This window comes from Bradyrhizobium sp. 21 (genome assembly GCF_023073335.1).
In the GTDB taxonomy this organism is placed as follows: Bacteria; Pseudomonadota; Alphaproteobacteria; order Rhizobiales; family Xanthobacteraceae; genus Bradyrhizobium.
Genome location: NZ_JADPJG010000019.1, coordinates 109,021 through 128,736 on the forward strand (window position 1 = coordinate 109,021; position 19,716 = coordinate 128,736).

A 19,716-nucleotide genomic window follows, 5' to 3' on the forward strand; every position below is an offset into this window, starting at 1 on the left:
GACGTGTTAGTATTTGGTCGTGTTCGTTTGCCTGGTCGAGTTAGTTGCGCGGCGGTTTTGACGCCACGATGTCGTCGGCCTTGACCCATCCGGGCGTGCCGACGGCGAAACGGGTTTTCGCGCGCGTCGCAAGCTCGCGGGCGGTCTTGTTGTCACCGCGCAGATAAGCGGCCTGTGCTGACGCCAGATCCGCCTCGGCATAGTCTCCCTTCCGGCCATAGGCCATCGCGAGCTGCATGTAGCCGAGCGCGGCCTCCGGTTCCCGTGCCACCGCGGCCCGGAGAATCCGAACAGCGTCGTCCGTGTAGGCCTTATTATCGGACCCAACCAGAGCTTGCCCAAGTAACATCTCGATGAGGGGCGCGTTGTTCGAGAGTGCGACAGCCTTGCGCAGGGCAGGGATCGCCTCGGCCGGCTTGCCACCCTCCAGCAGGGCCTGGCCGCGCACCTCGTAGAAATACGCATTGTTGGGCTGGACCTGGATCAGCGCGTCGATCTGGGCCAACGCGCTGCGCAAATCCCCGTGCAGATAGGTGCTGATGGCGCGGGCATAGCGCGCCGGCATGCTGTCGTTGGTCTGGGGATAGCGGCGGTACACCGTCTCCGGCCGTTCCATGAACGCTGAAATCTTGGCGCGCACCATGTCGTGGCGGAGCTGGAGCGCGGGATCGTCCTTCTTGTCCCAATAGGGGCTGGCGCTGGCGAATTCCTGGAGCGCGGCGACGCGCTCGGCGGGCATCGGGTGCGACTGGAGATAGGGGTCGGCGCCGCGGGCCGCGAACAGGCTCTCGCTGGTGAAGCGCTTGAAGGTCTCGTACATGCCCTTCGGCGATTGCTGGGTCGCGGTCAGGAATTTCACGCCGGCGCGGTCGGCGTTCTCCTCCTGCTGGCGCTGGTAGGACAGCAGCGTACGGCGGATCATCTCCTGCGGGCCGGCGATGGCGGCGGCTCCGGCATTGGCAAGGCCGTTATTGCCGGAGCTGCTGCCGCCGCGGGTGCTGCCGATGGCCATCGCGCCGGCCCCGAGCAGCATCGCGATGATCATCTGGGTCTGGGCGTTGGCAAGCTGCTCGCGCAGCTTGGACAGATGGCCGCCGGCCAGATGCCCGGTTTCGTGCGCAAGCACCCCGATGATCTGGTTCGGCGTCTCCGACTGCAGGATCGCTCCGTAATTGACAAAGATGCGGCGGCCGTCCGCGACGAACGCGTTGAACGAGCCCTCGTTGACGATGACCATCTGGATGTTCTGCTTTTCCAGACCGGCGACGCGCAGGATCGGGCGCGTGTATTCGCGCAGCAGCTGCTCGGTCTCGGTGTCGCGCAGGACCGGCGGGCCGCCGGCCTGCGCATGTGCGGCCGGCATCGGCAGCAGCGCGATCGCCGCAGCCGTGACGAGGGCGGTGAGGGCGGAGGCCTTCTTGCGCAATGCGATTTGGAGCAACATCAGGCGGACTTGGTCAACAAGGGGTTTGGTCAAACGGTCTTGATCAAGCAGTTTCGTGGTTGGTTTTGGCGATTGGCGGCGGACCGGATACGCGATATGCCCTTATGAGCCGCACCCCTTATGAGCCGTACAATGCGGCCAGTCTGGGGCGCAAGCGCCCCGTTTCCCGGACCGGACGCACCGGTTCGCCAGCGAAATAGCAGAAATCCATGCACGATGCGACATTGAGGAACCGGTTGGGGCAGTGGCTCGAGCCCTCCCGCCGCAGCGACGTTCCCGCGTTCATGGTGATGGACGTGATGGCCGCGGCAGCCCGACTCGAGGCGGCCGGCGGCCATGTCATCCACATGGAGGTCGGCCAGCCCGCGGCCGGCGCGCCCAGGACCGCGATTGCGGCCGCCCATGCGGCACTCGAGGCGGGGCGGATCGACTATACAGCCGCGCTCGGCATCCCCAGCCTGCGCGAGCGCATCGCGCGGCACTATCGCGATGCCTATGGCTGTGACGTCAACCCCGAACGGATCGTGGTGACCACCGGGTCCTCCGGCGGGTTCATTCTGGCTTTCCTGGCGATGTTCGAGCCGGGCGACCGTGTCGCCGTGACGGTGCCGGGTTATCCGCCGTATCGCCACATCCTCACGGCGCTCGGCTGCGAGCCGGTGCTGATCGAGACCACGAACGAGACGCGCCATGCGCTGACCGGCGAGGCGCTGCTGGCTGCCCATCGCGAGGCGCCGCTGAAGGGCGTGCTGGTCGGCAGCCCCGCCAACCCTACGGGCACGATGATGTCCCGCGAGGCACTCGCCGGCCTCATTGCGGCGGCGGAAGACGCCGGCATCCGCTTCATCTCGGACGAGATCTATCACGGGCTCGACTACGCGTTTCCCGCGGTGACCGCGGCGGGGCTGTCGGACCGTGCCCTCGTGATCAACTCATTCTCGAAGTATTTCTGCATGACGGGCTGGGGTGTCGGCTGGATGGTCGTGCCGGACGTGCTGGTGCGGCCGATCGAGCGGCTCCAGCAGAACCTGTCGATCTCGGTGCCGTCGCTGTCGCAGATCGCCGCCGAAGCCGCCTTCGACGGGGCGGCCGAGATGGAGGAGATCAAGCACGGTTACCAGGAGAACCGCCGCATCCTGATCGAGGGACTGCCGAAGGCCGGCCTGACCAGGTTCCTGCCCGCCGATGGCGCCTTCTACCTCTATGCGGACGTCTCGGATTTCACGTCGGACAGTTTCGAGTTCGCCAAGCAGATGCTGGAGCAGGCGCAGGTCGCGGCCACGCCGGGCCTCGATTTCGATCCCATCCATGGCCGCTCGTTCATACGATTGTCCTATGCGCGCTCGCCTCAGGAGATGCGCGAGGCAGTTGACCGGATTGCTCACTGGCTTAAATAGCCGCCAGTTTTCGACAGCCTCCGGAGTTCAACTTTGTCTGACCGTTTCCTCCCGTCCGAAGCTACGCCGCATTCTCCTCTCGCTGCATTGATGTGGCCGACCCGGCCGGGCGAAACCGTCGGCGCATTTCGCGCCGTCGTGCTGATCGCGCTCGGCACCGCGCTGCTGGCGCTGTCGGCCAAGGTGAGCCTGCCGCTGCCTTACGTGCCCATGACCTTGCAGACCCTGGTCGTGCTGATGATCGGCGCGGCCTATGGCTGGCGGCTTGGCAGCGCCACCATGATCGCCTACCTCGCCGAGGGTGCGGTCGGACTGCCGGTGTTCGCCGGCCCGGTCGGCGGGATCGCGCCGCTGGTCGGCCCGACCGCGGGCTATCTGTTCGGCTTCATCGGCGCCGCCTTTGTCACCGGCTGGCTCGCCGAGCGCGGCTGGGATCGCAGCGTGGCGCTGCTGTTTGCGGCGATGGCGGTCGGCCACATCGTCATTCTGGCCACAGGATTCGGCTGGTTGGCGTGCGGCCTCGGTCTTGGCGCGGCCAAGGCCTGGCAGGTCGGCATCGTGCCGTTCATCGCGGCATCGCTGGTCAAGAACGCGCTTGGGGCGACGCTGATGCCGGCCGCGCGCCGGCTCCTCGATCGCCGGTAAAGCGCGCAAGTCCGAGCAGTTCCAATTGACAGAGCCGGCCAAGTTGATCTTGGCTGGCTCTGAGTTTGAGGGGGAGTGAAACAATGACAACGACAACGATGGCGGGGGAGCCGGCTGCACCGGCTGCCGCCGCCAAGCCGTGGTACAAGGTTCTCTACGTTCAGGTGCTGATCGCGATCGTGCTCGGCGCCATCGTCGGCTCGTTCTGGCCGGACTTCGCCAAGAACGAATGGATCAAGGCGCTCGGCGACGGCTTCGTCAAGCTGATCAAGATGGTGATCGCGCCCATCATCTTCTGCACGGTCGTGTCGGGCATCGCCCATATCCAGGATGCCAAGAAGGTCGGCCGCATCGGCGTCAAGGCGCTGGTCTATTTCGAGATCGTCTCGACTTTCGCGCTGGTGATCGGGCTTCTCGTCGGTAACCTCGCCAAGCCCGGCGCAGGCTTCGGCAACGCGGCGGCGAATGCGCAGGCGGTTGCCAAGTTCGCAGATCAGGCCAAGGCGCAAAAGAGCGTTGATTTCGTCCTCCACATCATCCCCGACACCGTGGTCGGCGCCTTCGCGCAGGGTGAAATTCTCCAGGTGCTGCTGTTCTCGGTGCTGTTCGGCTTTGCCATCATGGGACTTGGCGAGCGCGGCCATACCATCCGCAGCTTCATCGACGACGCCGCGCATGCGGTGTTCGGCGTCATCTCCATCGTGATGCGCGCGGCGCCGATCGGCGCGTTCGGAGCCATGGCCTACACGATCGGCGTGTACGGACCGACGGCGCTCGGCAATCTCATCGGACTGATCGCGACGTTCTATGCCACTGCGGCACTGTTCGTGTTCGTCGTGCTCGGCATCATCGCGCGCCTCGCCGGCTTCTCGATCTTCAAGTTCCTGGCCTACATCAAGGACGAGCTGCTGATCGTGCTCGGCACCTCGTCCTCGGAAAGCGCGCTGCCCTCCCTGATGGAAAAGCTCGAGCGCCTCGGCTGCTCCAAGTCGGTGGTCGGCCTCGTGGTGCCCACGGGCTATTCGTTCAACCTCGACGGCACCAACATCTACATGACGCTGGCGACGCTGTTCATCGCGCAGGCGCTCGGCGTCGATCTCACCTTCGGCCAGCAGCTTACCATCCTGATCGTGGCAATGCTGACCTCGAAAGGCGCCTCCGGCATCACCGGGGCGGGCTTCATCACGCTCGCCGCGACGCTCGCCGTGGTCGATCCGCGTCTTGTGCCGGGCATGGCGATCGTGCTCGGCATCGACAAGTTCATGAGCGAGTGCCGGGCGCTGACCAATCTGTGCGGCAACGGCGTGGCCTGCGTGATCGTCGCCTGGTGGGAGGGCGAGCTCGATCGCGACAAGCTCAACGCGCGGCTGAACCGGCAGATCGATCCGACGGACATGGAAACCGCTGTCACGACGGACTGATCTGCCAACGACACGTGACGGCGCCAGCGGTGCCGTCAGACCTTGAAGTAATAGGGCTGGTCGAGATCCTCGATCAGCCCTTTTTCTTTCGGCGCCCAGCCGAGCAAAGCGCGCGTCTTCGCGCTCGACGTCGGAACGTCGGCGCCCGCGAACTGCGCGAACCAGCCGAAATGCGCGGGCGCTTCCTCCGGCGATTTCGAGACGACGGGTACGCCGAGCCGCCGGCCGATCACCTCCGCAATCGCCTTGAAGGGCACGCCTTCCTCGGCGATCGCGTGATAGTGCCTTGCGGTTGCGCCTTGCTCCAGCGCCAGCCGGTAGACGCGCGCGGCATCGAGGCGGTGCGCGGCCGGCCAGCGGTTGCCGCCATCGCCGATATAGGCCGCCACGCCTTTCTCGCGTGCGAGGTTGATCAGGATCGGAACGAAGCCATGATCGCCTTCACCGTGGGTGGATGGCGGAAGCCGGACCACGGCCGCGCGGACGCCGGCGAGCGACAGCGCGGTCGATTCCGACACACGCGGAAAGCGGTGCGCGGACTCATCATCCTCGGTCGCGAGCCGGCCGGGGGCCAGCAGCGCGACGCCGGAGGTGACGATGAGCGGACGGTCGGAGCCCTTGAGCTCCTCGCCGATCGCCAGGATCGCGCGGCGGTCGAGTTCGCAATTGTCGAGGAATTTCGAGAAATCATGGTTGAAGCCGAGGTGGAGCACGCCGTCGGAGGCGGCCGCGCCGCTGCGCAGAGACGCATGATCCTCCAGCGACCCGCGATGAATTTCGGCCCCCATCGCCGTGAGAGCTGCGGCACTCGCATCAGAGCGGGCAAGGCCGGTGACACCGTGGCCCGCGGCCATCAGGTCGCGAACGACGGCGGAGCCGACGAAGCCGGTGGCGCCAGTGACGAAAACACGCATGAGCAATCTCCAGAGGGGTTGGTGGAGACGAACATCTGCGCTAGAATTATCCGGGTAAAGTAGTGATGTTATCAGGGTATAATAGCTAACACGATGAGCGAGGCTCTCTCCAGCGAAAACCTGCTCGGGACCTATCTGAAGGACCGCCGCACCCGGCTCGATGCGGCCGCGTTCGGCCTCAGCGGCAGCCGCCGGCGTACGCCCGGACTGCGCCGCGAGGAGGTTGCGCAGCGCGCCAATATCAGCCCGACCTGGTACACATGGCTGGAGCAGGGCCGCGGCGGTGCGCCGTCGGCCGACGTGCTCGACCGCATCGCGCGCGCCCTGATGCTGACCGATGTCGAGCGCGAGCACCTGTTCCTGATCGGCCTCGGCCGTCCGCCCGAGGTGCGTTACCAGGCGGGCGAGGGCGTCTCGCCGCGGCTGCAACGCGTGCTCGATGCGCTGAAATTCAGCCCGGCCCTGGTGCGGACGGCAATTTGGGATGTCGTCGCCTGGAATAAGGCTGCAAGCACCGTGCTCACCGATTATGGCGCGATCCCGCCGGGACAGCGCAACATCCTGCGCTTCATCTTCTGCAATCCGCGCGTGCGCGCCGCGCAGTATGATTGGGACAGCGTGGCCCGCTTCGTGGTGGCGGCATTCCGGGCAGACGCCGCGCGCGCAGGCGCGGTCTCGCATGTTGCCGATTTCGTCGCTGAACTCTGTCAAACCAGCCCGGAATTCGCGGCGCTGTGGCGCGACAACGACGTACGCCATCATGGCGACGGCACCAAGCGGCTGCGGCACCCCGTTCACGGTACGATGTCGTTCGAATATTCGAGCTTCAACGTCGAGGGCCGCTCCGATCTCAGCATGATCGTCTACAATCCGGCGACGCCTGAGGATGCCGAGCGGATCAAAGAGCTGCTTGCCGAGCGCGCCGACTGACGGATTTTGCGAACTCGCGCGTTTCAGCCGCATCCGACGTTGATGGGGCAGGCGGCATTCGCGGGCAGGGCTCCTCGCCGTGAGCGCCGAAGGTCAGAACCGCTCCGGCCGGTAAGGCGTCGGATCGATCGCCGGCGTTTCGCCGCTCATCATCTCGGCGAGCAATCGTCCGGTCGCGGGTCCCAGCGTAAAACCCTGGTGGCCGTGGCCAAAATTCATCCAGAGGCCGGGATGGCGCGGGGCAGGGCCGAGCACCGGCAGCATGTCGGGCGTGCAAGGCCTCGTGCCGAACCACGGGTCGGGCTCGACGCGCTTGCCGAGGTCGATCAGCTCGCGCGCCGAAGCTTCGGCGCTGGCGAGTTGCACGGGCGTTGCGAGCGCGTCCATGCCGGTCAATTCCGCACCGGTGGTGATGCGGATGCCCTTGGCCATCGGGCCCATGGCATAGCCGCCGGCCTTGTCGACCAGCGGCAAATCGAGCGAGGCGCCGCCGCTGTAATGCATGTGATAACCGCGCTTGCGCACCAGCGGAATGCGATAGCCGAATTTGTGCAGGAGATCGGGCGACCATGGCCCGAGTGTCACGACGGCTGTCGCGGCATCGATGCGCCCCTGGTCCGTCTCGACCGACCAGCCGGTTGCGGTCTGCTGCAGCGACTGCGCATCGCCGAGCACGATGGTGCCGCCGAGGCGCTCGAACAGATCGGCATAGGCCGTGACCAGTGCGCCGGGATCGGACACCGTCCAGGTGTCGAGCCAATGGATCGCGCCGGGCAGGTCGTCGCGCAGGATCGGTTCGGCCTTGGCGAGCTCGGGTCCCGAGAGCGCACGAAACCGCACGCCGAATTCGCGTTCGTCTTCTTCCGCCGACTTCACGGCGAGATCGAAGGACGCCGCGTCACGATGCAGGTGCCGGTATCCCGCGCGGCGGATCAGATTGTCGGCGTGGGCTTCGCGAATGAGAATGTCGTGCTCGCTTGTCGCGTAGGCGATCAGTCGCGCCCAGGCGTCGATCGCCTCGCGATGCCGCTTCGGCGCCGAATGCCACCAGTAGCGGAGCAGGGGCTCGATATGGAGATGCAGCGACGACAGGCTGTAACGCACGTCGTTGGTGCGGCCGGTCGCGATCTTCAGGAGCGTGACGAGGTCGCGCGGCATCGGGTAGGGGCGGACCGCTTCCGCCTGGATCATCCCGGCATTGCCGTAGCTGGTCTCGCGGCCGGGCTCCCTGCGATCCACCAGCGTGACCGACCAGCCGCGCTGCTGGAGGTGCAGCGCTGCGCTGACGCCGATCATGCCGCCGCCGAGTACGATGGCGCTTTGCATCGGAAGAAATCTCCTGTCAGGCCGGCTGCGGGGCGAGCTTCGGCTGCGCCGTGTGGATGGTTGCGGCGACCACGACGGACAACGCCGTCATCGCCACGAGGAAGCCGAAGGCGGCGTCGAACGATCCGGTCCCGGTGACGATGAAGCCGATGGCGACGGGTGCGACGAAGCCCGCGCTCTGGCCGCCGAGATTGACCATGCCGATCCCGGATCCGATCTGGTCGTCGCGGAGCAGCTTGGTCGGAAGTGCGATCACCGACGCCAGCACGAAGGATTTGAAGAAATACACCACCGACTGGTAGGTGATCAGCATCGCGATCGTCTCCGCCTTGTACATGGCGTAGAGGAAGATGCCGGTCAATGCGGAGGCGCCGATCAGCAGATATTTTTCACGCTCGGCAAAGAACGTCGTCATCACCCAGCCGCCGATCGCGGTCGCGATCGTCGCCATCACGAACGGGATCGGCGCCACCACGCCCACGGTCTTGAGGTCGAGCCCGCGCTGCTGGAGCAGATAAAGCGGCATCCAGGAATCCAGGCCCTTGTTGACGCAACTGAGGCCGAACCACACCACCATCAGCTGCCACAGCAGCGGATTCTTCACGAGCTCACGCATCGGCGCACGGTTTTCGGCCTTCGCGTTCGCGGCCGCGCCTGCACCGGCCTCGCCCGGACGTCCCAGATACGGGACGAAGACGAAATAGGCGACTGCGAAGACGATGCCCGCAATGCCGATCGTGTTGAAGGCATGGCGCCAGCCGAGCCAGAGGATCAGAGGAGCCATGATCAGCGGCGCAACCATGCTGCCGGCATAGTTGGAAGACAGCAGCAGTGCCGACATCTTCGGCCGGCTGTCCTTCTTGAACACTTCCGCGACGGCGCGGATGCTCGCCGGCGGGAAGCCGCCCTCGGCGATGCCGAAGATGAAGCGGATCGCGATCAGCGAGGTGAGCGACCAGGCAAGACTCGTGAACGCCGTGAACAGCGACCACATCACGATGGTGACGATCACCACATATTTCGAGCCGAAACGGTCGGACAGCCATCCACCGGGCACCTGCATCGCGGCGTAACCGAGGAAGAACGCGCTGATGACAATGCCGAGATCGGCGGCCTGGAGATGGAAGTCCTTGCCGATCTGCGCCAATGCCAGCGAGATCGCCGCGCGGTCGATATAAGAGATGCAATAGGCGACATAGAGCAAAACGAACGTGAAGACGCTGGTGTTTCGCTTCGACAATTCGGTCACGCGCGTCTCCGATTTGCCGGCCATCCGGCGGTCCAGCCAGCTGGTGTTGGTCTTATTCCCAGGTCAGGAAGCCCGGCGTGGCCGACAGCGGCGGCGCCGCTGCAAGCCGGGCCAGATCGGGCACCGGCCGGGACAATTGCGCGTCGCCCGCGAACGCCGCCTCAACGCTCGCGGCCACCGAGAGAACGGCGGCATCGCCGCCCCGCGGACCGACGATCTGGAGGCCGAAAGGCAGCCCGGCTTCATCGAGCCCGAGCGGAATGCTGATCGCGGGATGGCCGGGAAGCGTGACCGCATAAGCGAGCGCGAGCCAGTGGAAATAGGATTTCGTAGGGTGTCCGTCGATCTCGGCGGGATGGGGCTCCGACCACGGCCGGGGGCTGAGCGTGATGGTCGGGCTGATCAGCACGTCGGTCGTTTCGAAGAAGCTCTGCCAGGCGCGATAGATCCGCGTCTGCGTCGTCGCGGCGCGCGCGTGATCTTCGAGCGTATAGCCGAGGCCTTCCTCGACATTGGCGCGGACATTGGGACCGAGCATCTCGGGCCGCTCCTTGTAGTTCTTGCCGTGCTGCGCCAGGAACATTCCCGCGCGCAGCACGGCGAAGGCGTCGTCGGCGCCGGAGCAATCCGGCGTCGCCTCGCGGCATTGCGCGAACAGCGGGGCAAGCTTGCTGACGCGATGGCTGAACACGCGCCGGATCGCCTGCTCGGTCGGTGCGAAACCAAAGTCGTCGGTGAAGGCGAGGCGCAGCCTGCCGAGCTCGGCAGGGCGCGGGGCAGCCCAGCGCTCGGCGCGTGCGCGCAACGGCTCGCCGGGCAGCGTGTAGGCGAGCGGATCGCGGGCATCGTCGCTCGCCATCACCGACAGCATCAGCGCGGTGTCGGCGACATTGCGCGCCATCGGCCCGTCGGTCGACAAATTTGACCAGCCGAACGCGCGCTTCTCGCTGGCGACAAGGCCGTAGGACGGGCGCATTCCGACAATGCCGGCGAAGCCCGCCGGGTTGCGCAAGGAGCCGCCGGTGTCCGAGCCCGAGGCGAGCGGGGCCATGCCGCAGGCGAGCGCCACCGCCGAGCCGCCGGAGGAGCCGGCCGCCGAACGCAGGGGATCGAAGGGATTGCCGGTCGCGCCGAACACGGGGTTGCGGGTGTTGCCGCCGGCCGCCCATTCCGGTGTGTTGGTCTTGCCGAAGATGACGGCACCGGCCGCGCGCAACCGTGCGACCGAACCCTGGTCAGCGACCGGGACGTTGTCCCTCAGCAACGGGCTGCCATAGGTGGTGCGCAGGCGAGCGGTGTCCTGGGTGTCCTTGATGAGAACGGGGAGCCCGTGGAGCGCGCCCCGATCCTCGCCGCGCAGGAGGGCGGCCTCCGCTTCCTTGGCAGCAGTGCGAGCGCCGGACTCGTCCAGCGTCACGACGGCGTTGACGGCGGGATTGACGGTGGCGATCCGCGACAGGCAGGACTCCAGCAGCTCGACGGGTGAGATGTCCCGGGCAGCCAGGCGGCGGCGCAGCTCAACGGCGCCGGAATCGCAAAGTTCGGACAATGCCAATCCCTTTCAAATTTTGAAAACGATTTAGCATATCGGAAACTTGGTGCTGCGCACGAATATTCGTCAGATCCAGCTGTTTCATGCACAAATGCTGGTGCGTCTGCCCGAACGGCGATCAATGGGGAACCCAGGGTCGGACTCGGCCCGAAAATATTAGATGGATCGGTCAACAACTTTTCCGCCGCCGTGGTAGCCTTGCTGGATGAGCTTGATCATGACGACGCCGGAGGGCGCCAATTCCCAGCTCGGCCACTGCCTCAAGGCAGCCCGCCAGGCGCGGGGACTGACGCTCAAGCAGGTGGCGGAGCGGACCGGCATGGCGCTATCGACGCTGTCCAAGGTCGAGAACGGCCTGATGTCGCTGACTTACGACAAGCTGTTGCAGCTCACCTCAGGTCTCAAGATGGAGATCGCCGAACTGTTCAACCCGGCGCCGCCGCGTCGCGAGCAGAGCCGGCCGGTCACGGCGCGACGGAGCATCAGCCGCGCCGGGCAGGGGCAGGTGATCACGACCGGGTTCTACACCTACACGTATCAATGCACCGACTTGATCGGCAAACGCATGGTGCCGATCCTGGCCGAAGTCCGGGCTCGCTCGCTGGAGGAGTTCGGCCCGCTGCTGCGCCACGCCGGCGAGGAATATTTTCTGGTGACGCGCGGTCGCGTTACCGTCCACACCGAGTTCTACGCGCCGGAGATTTTGCGCGAGGGCGACGGCATCTATCTCGACAGCACCATGGGCCATGCCTACCTCAACGCCGGCGATGCGCCCTCTGCGGAAGGCGTCTGCCTCTGCACCAGCGAGGCGCCCGATCTCTATGATCAGCTGCGCCGGATCGCAGCGCGCGACGTGGCGCCGGTCGAGGACGATCCGCGGTCGCCCTGAAGTCGGCAAAGAGAGCGCGAAACGGAAAACGCCCGGCCAAGGCCGGGCGTTTTTGCTTGGGCTCGTCTTATTCGCCGCCGCCGAAGCGGCGCGACCACCAGCCGGCGCGCCGCGGTGCGGCCGACGTTTCGCTTGCCGCTTCCGGCGCGGGCTCCGGAGCCGGCGGGGCAACTGGTTCGGCTGCCTGCGCAACCGGTGCCGGCTCGCTCTGGCTGCTCGACAGGAAGCTCACCTTTTCCCGGACCGTGGAGCGGCGGCGTCCGGCCTTGTCGTCGCCGGGTTCTTCTTCTGCGACAGCAGGAGCGGGCTGAGGCTGAGCCGTTGCCTCACTCTGCGCCTCGGCGCGCGGCTCGGGCTGGGTAACCCGAGGCTCGGCGATGTGTTCGGCCTGTGCGATCGAGGGCGCAGCTTCGCCGCTAAAACCGTCGAAATCGGCGACGGCGTCGGTCGCTTCCGGCGGCGCATGGGCAGCAAGCTCGTCGCCGATGGATCCGGCGAGACCTTCCTCGCCAGCGCCGCGCCGACGGCGTCCGCCGCGACGGCCGCGCCGACGGCGGCGCGCGTCTGCGCTCTGCTGGTCGCCACGGGCCTGGCCCGCCTGATCCTCGCCTTCCTCACCGTCCAGCTCGGCCTCGGCATCCTCTTCGCCTTCGCCGGCCGACACGGCCATCTCGGAAACAGCGGCAGCGCCATCCTCGCGCGGCTCCTCGTCGCGCTGGCCACCGCGGCCGCGACGGCGACGGCGACGCTTGCGGCGCTGACCGTCCTGCTCGGAAGCGGGGTCGCCTGCGGTCTGCTCCTCGGCGAGACCTTCGGTCTCCTCGGTCTCGACCTCGGATTCGGTCTCCGGATCGAACTCCTCGTCGTCATAGGCTTCTTCGGGCAGGGGCGGCGGGCTTGCGGCCGCCTGCGCCACCAGCAGAGCCTTGGCGGCTTCCAGCGTATGCACCTGCTCACCGCGATCGATGAGATAGGCCTGCGGTCCGCTGACGCTGGGATCGGCGATGACCGCCAGCGTGACCTTGAAGCCGTTCTCGAGGTCGCGCAGATGTCCGCGCTTGTGGTTGAGCACGTAGAGCGCGACGTCGGTGCGGGTGCGGACCACGAGGTTGTGGGTCGCGCCCTTCATCAAAATCTCTTCGAGACCGCGCAGCAGCTGCAGGGCCACCGAGGATACCGAGCGGACGTGGCCGGTGCCGCCGCAATGCGTGCAGGGATCGGTCGAGGATTCCAGCACGCTGGCGCGGATGCGCTGGCGCGACATCTCGAGCAGGCCGAAATGCGAGATGCGTCCGACCTGGATGCGCGCGCGGTCCTGCCGGAGGCAATCGGACATCTTGCGTTCGACCGCGCGGTTGTTGCGCTTCTCGTCCATGTCGATGAAGTCGATGACGATCAGGCCGGCGAGGTCGCGCAGCCGAAGCTGACGGGCGACCTCTTCGGCGGCCTCGAGATTGGTCTTGAGCGCGGTGTCCTCGATGTGATGCTCGCGCGTCGAGCGTCCGGAGTTGACGTCGATCGAGACCAGCGCCTCGGTCTGGTTGATGACGATGTAGCCGCCGGAGCGCAGCTGCACGGTCGGCGAGAACATCGCGTCCAGCTGGCTCTCGACGCCCATGCGCGAGAACAGCGGCTGGCCGTCGCGATACTGCTTCACCGCGCTCACGTTGGCGGGCATCAGCATCTTCATGAAGTCGCGCGCTTCGCGGTGGCCGGCTTCGCCCGCCACCTGGATCTCGTCGATCTCCTTGTTGTAGAGGTCGCGCAGCGAGCGCTTGATCAGCGAGCCTTCCTCGTAGACGAGGGTCGGGGCCTGCGACTTCAGCGTCATGTCGCGCACCGTCTCCCACATCCGGATCAGGTATTCGAAGTCGCGCTTGATCTCGGGCTTGGTGCGGGCGGCACCCGCCGTGCGCAGAATGATCCCCATGCCCTCGGGCACGTCGAGATCCTGCACCACTTCCTTCAGGCGCGAACGGTCCTGGGCGCTGGTGATCTTGCGGCTGATGCCGCCGCCGCGCGCGGTGTTCGGCATCAATACGGCGTAGCGGCCGGCGAGCGAAAGGTAGGTCGTCAGCGCCGCGCCCTTGTTGCCGCGCTCTTCCTTGACGACCTGCACCAGCATTACCTGGCGGCGCTTGATGACTTCCTGGATCTTGTATTGGCGGCGCGGACGGAAGGTGCGCTCCGGCACTTCCTCCAGCGCATCGTCGCCGCCGACGGATTCAACGATTTCCTCTTCGGCTTCCTCGTCGTCTTCGTCCTCGTCGTCGTCGTCCTCAACCGTCGCGTCGGAATCGTGATGCGGAGCCTCGGCGTGCTCGCCGGCGGCGTACACGGCGTCGGCAGGTTCAGCGGCTGATGTCACGGCCTCGGCGAAATCTTCGGTGTGTACTTCGGAGGGAACCTCCTGCGACTCGGCAACGGCCTCGGCGGCGACCGCGGGCTCGGCGCCGATTGCTGCGACAGGCGCCGGCGTCTCGTCGGCATGATCATGGTGGTGATGATCGTGCTCGTCGTGATGACCATGGTCGTCATGATCGTGGGCGTGATGATCGTCGCCATGGGCATGATGATGATCGTCGTGACCATGTTCGTGGTCGTGATCGCCGTGACCGTGATGATCGTGGCCTTCGTGCTCGCCGTGATGCTCCTCGCCGGCGTGCAGGTGCTCACCCTCGTGCAAGGCGCCGTCGGGCAGAGCTTCGCCCTGGACCGGCTGGGCCGCGGGATCGGCGCCTTCGACGACGTCGCTGCGGACGCGTTCGCCCTGACTGCGGCGGCGCGAGTTCCGATGGCGCGAGCGGCGGCGGCCGTGGGAACGGTTCTCGCTCTCTTCCTCGGCCTCGCGATGGGCCTGCTCCTCGGCTTCGATCAGCGCCTGCCGGTCGGCGACCGGGATCTGGTAGTAATCGGGATGGATTTCGCTGAAGGCGAGGAAGCCGTGGCGGTTGCCGCCATATTCGACGAAGGCGGCCTGGAGCGAGGGTTCGACCCGCGTGACCTTGGCGAGGTAGATATTACCGCGGAGTTGCTTGCGCTGCGCGGTCTCGAAATCAAACTCTTCGACGCGATTGCCGCGGACCACGACGACCCGCGTCTCTTCCGGGTGGGTGGCATCGATCAACATCTTGTTGGGCATGTCTTAACTCTTGGCGGCGGCGGGCGCTATTCACCGTGGGCGCGAAGAGCGCTGCCGGGTGACGCGACGGTCCACCTGATTCGGGGCTGAGGGGAAGGCCGAAACGCCGTCTCTCGCGCCTTGCCGAAACGGAAGCTTCAGGACCGAAGCGGCGCGCGGAATTGTCACTCCGCAGCGTCGCGAATGGTCCTTCAGAATTCGTCGGCACAGTCTGGCGCATCAAGCGTCGGCCCGTATGAAACACTGGGCGGCGAGGCCGCCCTTCAATCAGTTGCTGCTGGCCAGGCATGGCGCGAGCGCGCTCGCCTTGGGATTACGAACCGCTCCCTTGGGATTAAGGGACCGGGTAACGGGTTGCGCCGCTGTCAGAACCGTCCCGGAAACGTGGTGGTACCCGGGGACCGTCCGCCGCCGGGGCTTACCCCGCTCCACCTCGCTGCCGCGCACCGCGCTGGACTTAGAGGGGAACGGAAAAACGCTGGAATTCCCAAACCTTGAGAGTTCCGGCGCTGCACCGGGAGGCTGAATGCGACACAACCGGAAATATCGGCCGTCAGCATTCCGTACATACGTGGAATGGGCCATCCGTGCAAGGGAGCGTCGCACGGCGGTCACAGTCAGCGAATTTCGCGCATCTGTCATTAAGGATCGTTTAACCCTGTGGTTCTATTGCCTTAAAAAGGCTGCTCGGAGGCACGGAATCGGTGGCGAGCCGCGCAAATCAAAGGGTCTTGCTGGGATGCGCGCTTCTTTGCGCCGCGGCCTTGCCATGTGCTGATTCCTCGCGCCTGAAGGCAGCGGAAAGTCCGCCCCAACCCTCTGTTGCATCAGCGGGTTTCCCAACCGCCTCGGCTGCCCGGCTGGCCGGCGACGGCAAGCAGACGCGCTTTATTCTCGACATCGACCAGGCCGTGACCTTCCGCGCCGTCACCTTGGCTGAGCCGTATCGGGTGGTGATCGACGTCCCCCAGGTCAATTTTCAACTCCCCGCGGGCACCGGGGCCGGGGGACGGGGCTTGGTCAAGGCCTTCCGCTACGGTCTGGTGATGCCCGGCGGATCCCGAATCGTGTTCGACCTGACGGGGCCGGCCAAGATCGCCAATTCCTATGTGGTGGAGGCCGCCAACGGTCAGCCGGCTCGGCTCGTGCTCGAGCTCGAAGAGGTCGATCGCACCGCCTTCGTATCGTCGCTGGCTCCGGAAATCCGTCCTGAGCTGCGGCCGGCAATTGCCGACCCGCCGCCCGCGACGGTTCCCGCATCTGCGCATCCTGAAGCCGGGCAGAAGGCCGATGGCCGCGCGGTGGTCGTGATCGATCCCGGCCATGGCGGCATCGACAACGGCACGCAGTCGAGCGGCGAGAGCGAGAAGAATCTGGTGCTGGCGTTTGGCGTGGCGCTGCGCGAGCGGCTGGAAAAGACCGGCAAGTACCGCGTGGTGATGACACGGGACGACGATACCTTCATCCCGCTCAACGACCGGGTGAAAGTCGCCCGCGGCCTCAAGGCGGCCTTGTTCGTCTCGATCCACGCCGACGCGCTGCCGCGTGCCGAGGGCGATGCGCAGGGCGCGACCATCTACACGCTGTCCGACAAAGCCTCCGACGCCGAGGCGCAGCGGCTGGCGGACGCGGAAAACCGCGCGGACGCCATCGCCGGCTTCAACCTCGCGGAGGAGCCGACCGATGTCGCCGACATCCTGATCGACCTCACCCAGCGGGAAACGCGTACCTTTTCAAGCCGTTTTGCCCGCCTCTTGATGGGCGAAATGAAGTCGACGGTGCGGATGCACAAGCATCCCCTGAAGTCGGCCGGCTTCCGGGTCCTGAAGGCGCCCGATGTGCCCTCGGTGCTGGTCGAGATCGGCTATGTCTCCAACAAGGGCGACCTCGAGCATCTGGTCTCCGAGGGCTGGCGGTCCAAGGCCGTGGGCGCGATGGCGCAGGCTATTGATGGCTTCTTGGCCAAGCGAATGGCCACGGCGGGATCGTCAAATTGACGGCCCGGGAATCTTCGAATTGAAAGGGTTTTTCCGTCCCGCCGCAAAAGCCCTAGTTTGGCCACAGCGGTCGCTTTATAAAAATGCCGCAGGGGGTTCCGGAATCGGAGAGAATCCCGCTCGGCAAGCGTCTTTAGGTCCGGCCTTGATGTGATTGCGTAGGTCGATGAATTCGCGACGTGAGGTTGGCACCAGTTTTGGGTGCCAGTTTTTAGGTCCCATGGGGCTGATACTGGGCTGATCCAGAGTTTGAACGGATAGACACATAATGCGCTTGCTTGTGCGGTTCATGGGCTTCCTGTTCGCCGCGGGAACGGTGTTGTTCCTTGTCGGTGTCGGGGCCGTGGCAGGCCTGATCTGGCATTTCTCCAAGGACTTGCCGGACTACTCTCAGCTGCAGGATTATGAGCCGCCGGTGATGACCCGCGTGCACGCGGTCGACGGCTCGCTGCTCGGCGAATACGCCAAGGAGCGGCGGCTTTACCTGCCGATCCAGGCGGTACCGAAGCTCGTGATCAACGCCTTCCTCGCGGCCGAGGACAAGAATTTCTACGAGCATGGCGGCATCGACTACACCGGCATGGCGCGCGCCGGCGTGGCCTACATTCAGAACTACGGTTCCAACCGCCGTCCGCAGGGCGCTTCCACGATCACCCAGCAGGTCGCCAAGAACTTCCTTCTGACCAACGAGGTCTCCTTCGCGCGCAAGATCAAGGAAGCCTTGCTGGCGATGCGCATCGAGAAGACCTACTCGAAGGACAAGATCCTCGAGCTGTATCTGAATGAAATCTATCTCGGCCTTGGCGCCTACGGCATCGCGGCCGCCTCGCTGGTCTATTTCGACAAGTCGGTGAACGAGCTGACGGTGGCGGAAGCGTCCTATCTCGCGGCGCTGCCGAAGATGCCCGCGACGCTGCATCCGGTCCGCAACCGCGACCGCGCCATCGAGCGCCGCAACTACGTGATCGACCGTCTGCTGGAAAACGGCTGGATCAAGCAGGCTGACGCGGAGAAGTCCCGCAAGGAGCCGCTGGCCGTCACCAGCCGATCCAACGGTGCCCACACCTTCGCCGGCGAATATTTCGCCGAGGAAGTTCGCCGCGACATCTTCGAGCGCTACGGCGAGAAGAAGCTCTACGAAGGAGGCCTCTCGGTCCGCACCACGCTCGATCCAAAGATCCAGGTCATGGCGCGCAAGACCATGGTCGCGGGTCTCGTGAACTATGACGAGCAGCAGGGCTATCGCGGCGCCATGAGCAAGCTCGACACGTCGGGCGATTGGGGCGTGAAGCTCGCCGAGATCAAATCACTCTCCGACATCTCGCCGTGGCGCATGGCGGTGGTGCTGGAGACCAGCGACCAGTCGGCGCGCATCGGCTTCCAGCCGCCCCGCGAACTCGGCGGCGCCGTGAGCAAGCAGCGCGAGACCGGCCTGATCACGCTCGACGGCATCAAATGGGCAAGGGCCGCCTCGGGAGCTACGAAGGGCAGGGCGGCGAGCGCCGTGTCGCAGGTGCTCCAGCCCGGCGACGTGATCTATGCCGATCCGCTCTACAAGGACGGCACCCCTGTCGAGGGCCAGTACCGGCTGCGCCAGATCCCCGAAGTGTCCGGCGCGATGGTGGTGATGGACCCCTGGACCGGCCGCGTGCTGGCGATGGTCGGCGGCTTCTCGTTCGACCAGAGCCAGTTCAACCGCGCCACGCAGGCCTATCGGCAGCCGGGTTCGTCGTTCAAGCCGATCGTCTATTCGGCTGCGCTCGACAACGGCTATACGCCCTCGACGGTCGTGCTCGACGCGCCCATCGAAATCGACCAGGGCCAGGGCGCCGGCGTTTGGCGGCCTGAAAACTTCTCCTCGGGCAAGTTCCAGGGACCGGTGACGCTGCGCAACGCGCTGCGGCAGTCGCTCAATACCGTGACGGTGCGCCTCGCGCAGGACATCGGCATGCCTCTGATCGGCGAATATGCGCGCCGCTTCGGCGTCTATGACGAGCTGCCGAATTATCTCTCCTACGCGCTCGGCGCCGGCGAGACCACGGCGATGCGCATGGTCACGGCTTATTCGATGCTGGCCAATGGCGGCCGCCGGGTGAAGCCGACCCTGATCGACCGTATCCAGGACCGCTACGGCCACACCATCTTCAAGCACGACCAGCGCGAATGCCGCGGCTGCGACGCGCCGGGCGGCTGGAAGAACCAGAACGAGCCGCAGCTGATCGACCGCCGCGAGCAGGTGCTGGATTCCATGACCGCCTATCAGATCACCGAGCTGATGGAAGGCGTGGTCCAGGCCGGTACCGCGACCGTGGTCAAGCAGGTCGGCAAGCCGATCGCCGGCAAGACCGGCACCACGAACGAGGCCAAGGACGCCTGGTTCGTCGGCTTCTCGCCCGACGTCGCCGTCGCCATCTATATGGGCTACGACAAGCCGCGTCCGCTCGGCAAAGGCAACGCCGCGACCGGCGGCCATCTGGCCGCTCCCATCGCGCGCGACTTCCTCCAGCTCGCGCTCGCCGACAAGCCCGCGGTTCCGTTCAAGGTGCCGGCCGGCATCAAGCTGGTCCGCGTCGTCTCCAAGACCGGCATGCGCGCCGGCCCCGGCGAGTCCGGTGGAACCATCCTCGAAGCCTTCAAGCCGGGCACGGCGCCGCCGGACAATTACTCGGTTATCGGCGTAGCTGACGCCGACGGCCGCATGCCGGCGTCGCAGCAGCAGCAGCCGGATTCCGGCTTCTTCATGCGCCCCGGCACCGGCGGGCTGTACTAGGCCGCGGATAAGACGGACGATCGCGGTTCCGGCGGTTGCG

At 65.9% G+C, this 19,716-nt stretch carries 13 protein-coding genes; 7 read left to right on the plus strand and 6 right to left on the minus strand.

The window, feature by feature from the left end; translation table 11 throughout:
- Positions 1-40: 40 nt before the first annotated feature.
- Positions 41-1,444 carry a M48 family metalloprotease gene (locus IVB31_RS19630; RefSeq protein ID WP_247325343.1) on the minus strand — a complete coding sequence of 468 codons (1,404 nt, stop codon included), beginning with the start codon at positions 1,442-1,444 and terminating at the stop codon, positions 41-43.
- 209 nt (positions 1,445-1,653) lie between these two features.
- Between IVB31_RS19630 and IVB31_RS19635 the strand changes: the two genes are divergently transcribed.
- The 3 genes from IVB31_RS19635 to IVB31_RS19645 all read left to right on the plus strand — a co-directional run bounded on the left by IVB31_RS19635 (position 1,654) and on the right by IVB31_RS19645 (position 4,907).
- A complete protein-coding gene (locus tag IVB31_RS19635) occupies positions 1,654-2,841 on the plus strand; it encodes an aminotransferase class I/II-fold pyridoxal phosphate-dependent enzyme (RefSeq protein ID WP_247325352.1) in 1,188 nt (395 codons plus the stop codon).
- 90 nt (positions 2,842-2,931) lie between these two features.
- Entirely contained in the window at positions 2,932-3,486 is a 555-nt protein-coding gene (locus IVB31_RS19640; protein WP_247325602.1) for a biotin transporter BioY, read from the plus strand.
- 83 nt (positions 3,487-3,569) lie between these two features.
- Positions 3,570-4,907, plus strand: coding sequence for a dicarboxylate/amino acid:cation symporter (locus tag IVB31_RS19645; RefSeq protein WP_247325354.1), 1,338 nt, complete (start codon positions 3,570-3,572; stop codon positions 4,905-4,907).
- Positions 4,908-4,942: 35 nt separating this feature from the next.
- Here IVB31_RS19645 and IVB31_RS19650 read toward each other — a convergent pair whose 3' ends face one another.
- Positions 4,943-5,821, minus strand: coding sequence for an SDR family oxidoreductase (locus IVB31_RS19650; RefSeq protein WP_247325356.1), 879 nt, complete (start codon positions 5,819-5,821; stop codon positions 4,943-4,945).
- 93 nt (positions 5,822-5,914) lie between these two features.
- Here IVB31_RS19650 and IVB31_RS19655 point away from each other — a divergent pair, with 93 nt between their 5' ends.
- Positions 5,915-6,751, plus strand: coding sequence for a helix-turn-helix transcriptional regulator (locus IVB31_RS19655; protein WP_247325358.1), 837 nt, complete (start codon positions 5,915-5,917; stop codon positions 6,749-6,751).
- 93 nt (positions 6,752-6,844) lie between these two features.
- On the opposite strand, the gene IVB31_RS19660 is transcribed toward IVB31_RS19655, so the two are convergent.
- Genes IVB31_RS19660 through IVB31_RS19670 form a run of 3 tightly spaced genes read right to left on the minus strand, consistent with a single transcriptional unit; the run spans position 6,845 to position 10,875 of the window.
- On the minus strand, positions 6,845-8,077 hold the full coding sequence (locus IVB31_RS19660; RefSeq protein ID WP_247325359.1) for an FAD-binding oxidoreductase: 1,233 nt from the start codon (positions 8,075-8,077) through the stop codon (positions 6,845-6,847).
- A 16-nt stretch (positions 8,078-8,093) separates the two neighbouring features.
- A complete protein-coding gene (locus tag IVB31_RS19665) occupies positions 8,094-9,350 on the minus strand; it encodes an MFS transporter (protein ID WP_247325361.1) in 1,257 nt (418 codons plus the stop codon).
- Between the two features lie 28 nt (positions 9,351-9,378).
- The gene (locus tag IVB31_RS19670) at positions 9,379-10,875 is read right to left on the minus strand and encodes an amidase family protein (protein WP_247325363.1); all 1,497 of its coding nucleotides are present in this window, start codon (positions 10,873-10,875) and stop codon (positions 9,379-9,381) included.
- A 208-nt stretch (positions 10,876-11,083) separates the two neighbouring features.
- On the opposite strand from IVB31_RS19670, the gene IVB31_RS19675 reads away from it, so the two are divergent.
- Positions 11,084-11,767, plus strand: a complete 684-nt coding sequence (locus IVB31_RS19675; protein WP_247325364.1) for an XRE family transcriptional regulator — start codon at positions 11,084-11,086, stop codon at positions 11,765-11,767.
- Between the two features lie 67 nt (positions 11,768-11,834).
- Here IVB31_RS19675 and IVB31_RS19680 read toward each other — a convergent pair whose 3' ends face one another.
- Positions 11,835-14,909 (minus strand): ribonuclease E/G, encoded by a 3,075-nt coding sequence (locus IVB31_RS19680; RefSeq protein ID WP_247325365.1) that lies wholly within the window; start codon positions 14,907-14,909, stop codon positions 11,835-11,837.
- Between the two features lie 704 nt (positions 14,910-15,613).
- On the opposite strand from IVB31_RS19680, the gene IVB31_RS19685 reads away from it, so the two are divergent.
- Entirely contained in the window at positions 15,614-16,906 is a 1,293-nt protein-coding gene (locus tag IVB31_RS19685) for an N-acetylmuramoyl-L-alanine amidase (protein WP_247325366.1), read from the plus strand.
- 268 nt (positions 16,907-17,174) lie between these two features.
- On the plus strand, positions 17,175-19,676 hold the full coding sequence (locus IVB31_RS19690) for a penicillin-binding protein 1A (protein ID WP_247325367.1): 2,502 nt from the start codon (positions 17,175-17,177) through the stop codon (positions 19,674-19,676).
- Positions 19,677-19,716: the final 40 nt, after the last annotated feature.

Excerpts from the sequence above, each read along its gene's own strand:
- IVB31_RS19630 (WP_247325343.1), bottom strand. The coding sequence starts at position 1,444 with ATGTTGCTCCAAATCGCATTGCGCAAGAAGGCCTCCGCCCTCACCGCC.
- IVB31_RS19635 (WP_247325352.1), top strand. The coding sequence starts at position 1,654 with ATGCACGATGCGACATTGAGGAACCGGTTGGGGCAGTGGCTCGAGCCC.
- IVB31_RS19640 (WP_247325602.1), top strand. The coding sequence starts at position 2,932 with ATGTGGCCGACCCGGCCGGGCGAAACCGTCGGCGCATTTCGCGCCGTC.
- IVB31_RS19645 (WP_247325354.1), top strand. The coding sequence starts at position 3,570 with ATGACAACGACAACGATGGCGGGGGAGCCGGCTGCACCGGCTGCCGCC.
- IVB31_RS19650 (WP_247325356.1), bottom strand. The coding sequence starts at position 5,821 with ATGCGTGTTTTCGTCACTGGCGCCACCGGCTTCGTCGGCTCCGCCGTC.
- IVB31_RS19655 (WP_247325358.1), top strand. The coding sequence starts at position 5,915 with ATGAGCGAGGCTCTCTCCAGCGAAAACCTGCTCGGGACCTATCTGAAG.
- IVB31_RS19660 (WP_247325359.1), bottom strand. The coding sequence starts at position 8,077 with ATGCAAAGCGCCATCGTACTCGGCGGCGGCATGATCGGCGTCAGCGCA.
- IVB31_RS19665 (WP_247325361.1), bottom strand. The coding sequence starts at position 9,350 with ATGGCCGGCAAATCGGAGACGCGCGTGACCGAATTGTCGAAGCGAAAC.
- IVB31_RS19675 (WP_247325364.1), top strand. The coding sequence starts at position 11,084 with ATGAGCTTGATCATGACGACGCCGGAGGGCGCCAATTCCCAGCTCGGC.
- IVB31_RS19680 (WP_247325365.1), bottom strand. The coding sequence starts at position 14,909 with ATGCCCAACAAGATGTTGATCGATGCCACCCACCCGGAAGAGACGCGG.
- IVB31_RS19690 (WP_247325367.1), top strand. The coding sequence starts at position 17,175 with ATGCGCTTGCTTGTGCGGTTCATGGGCTTCCTGTTCGCCGCGGGAACG.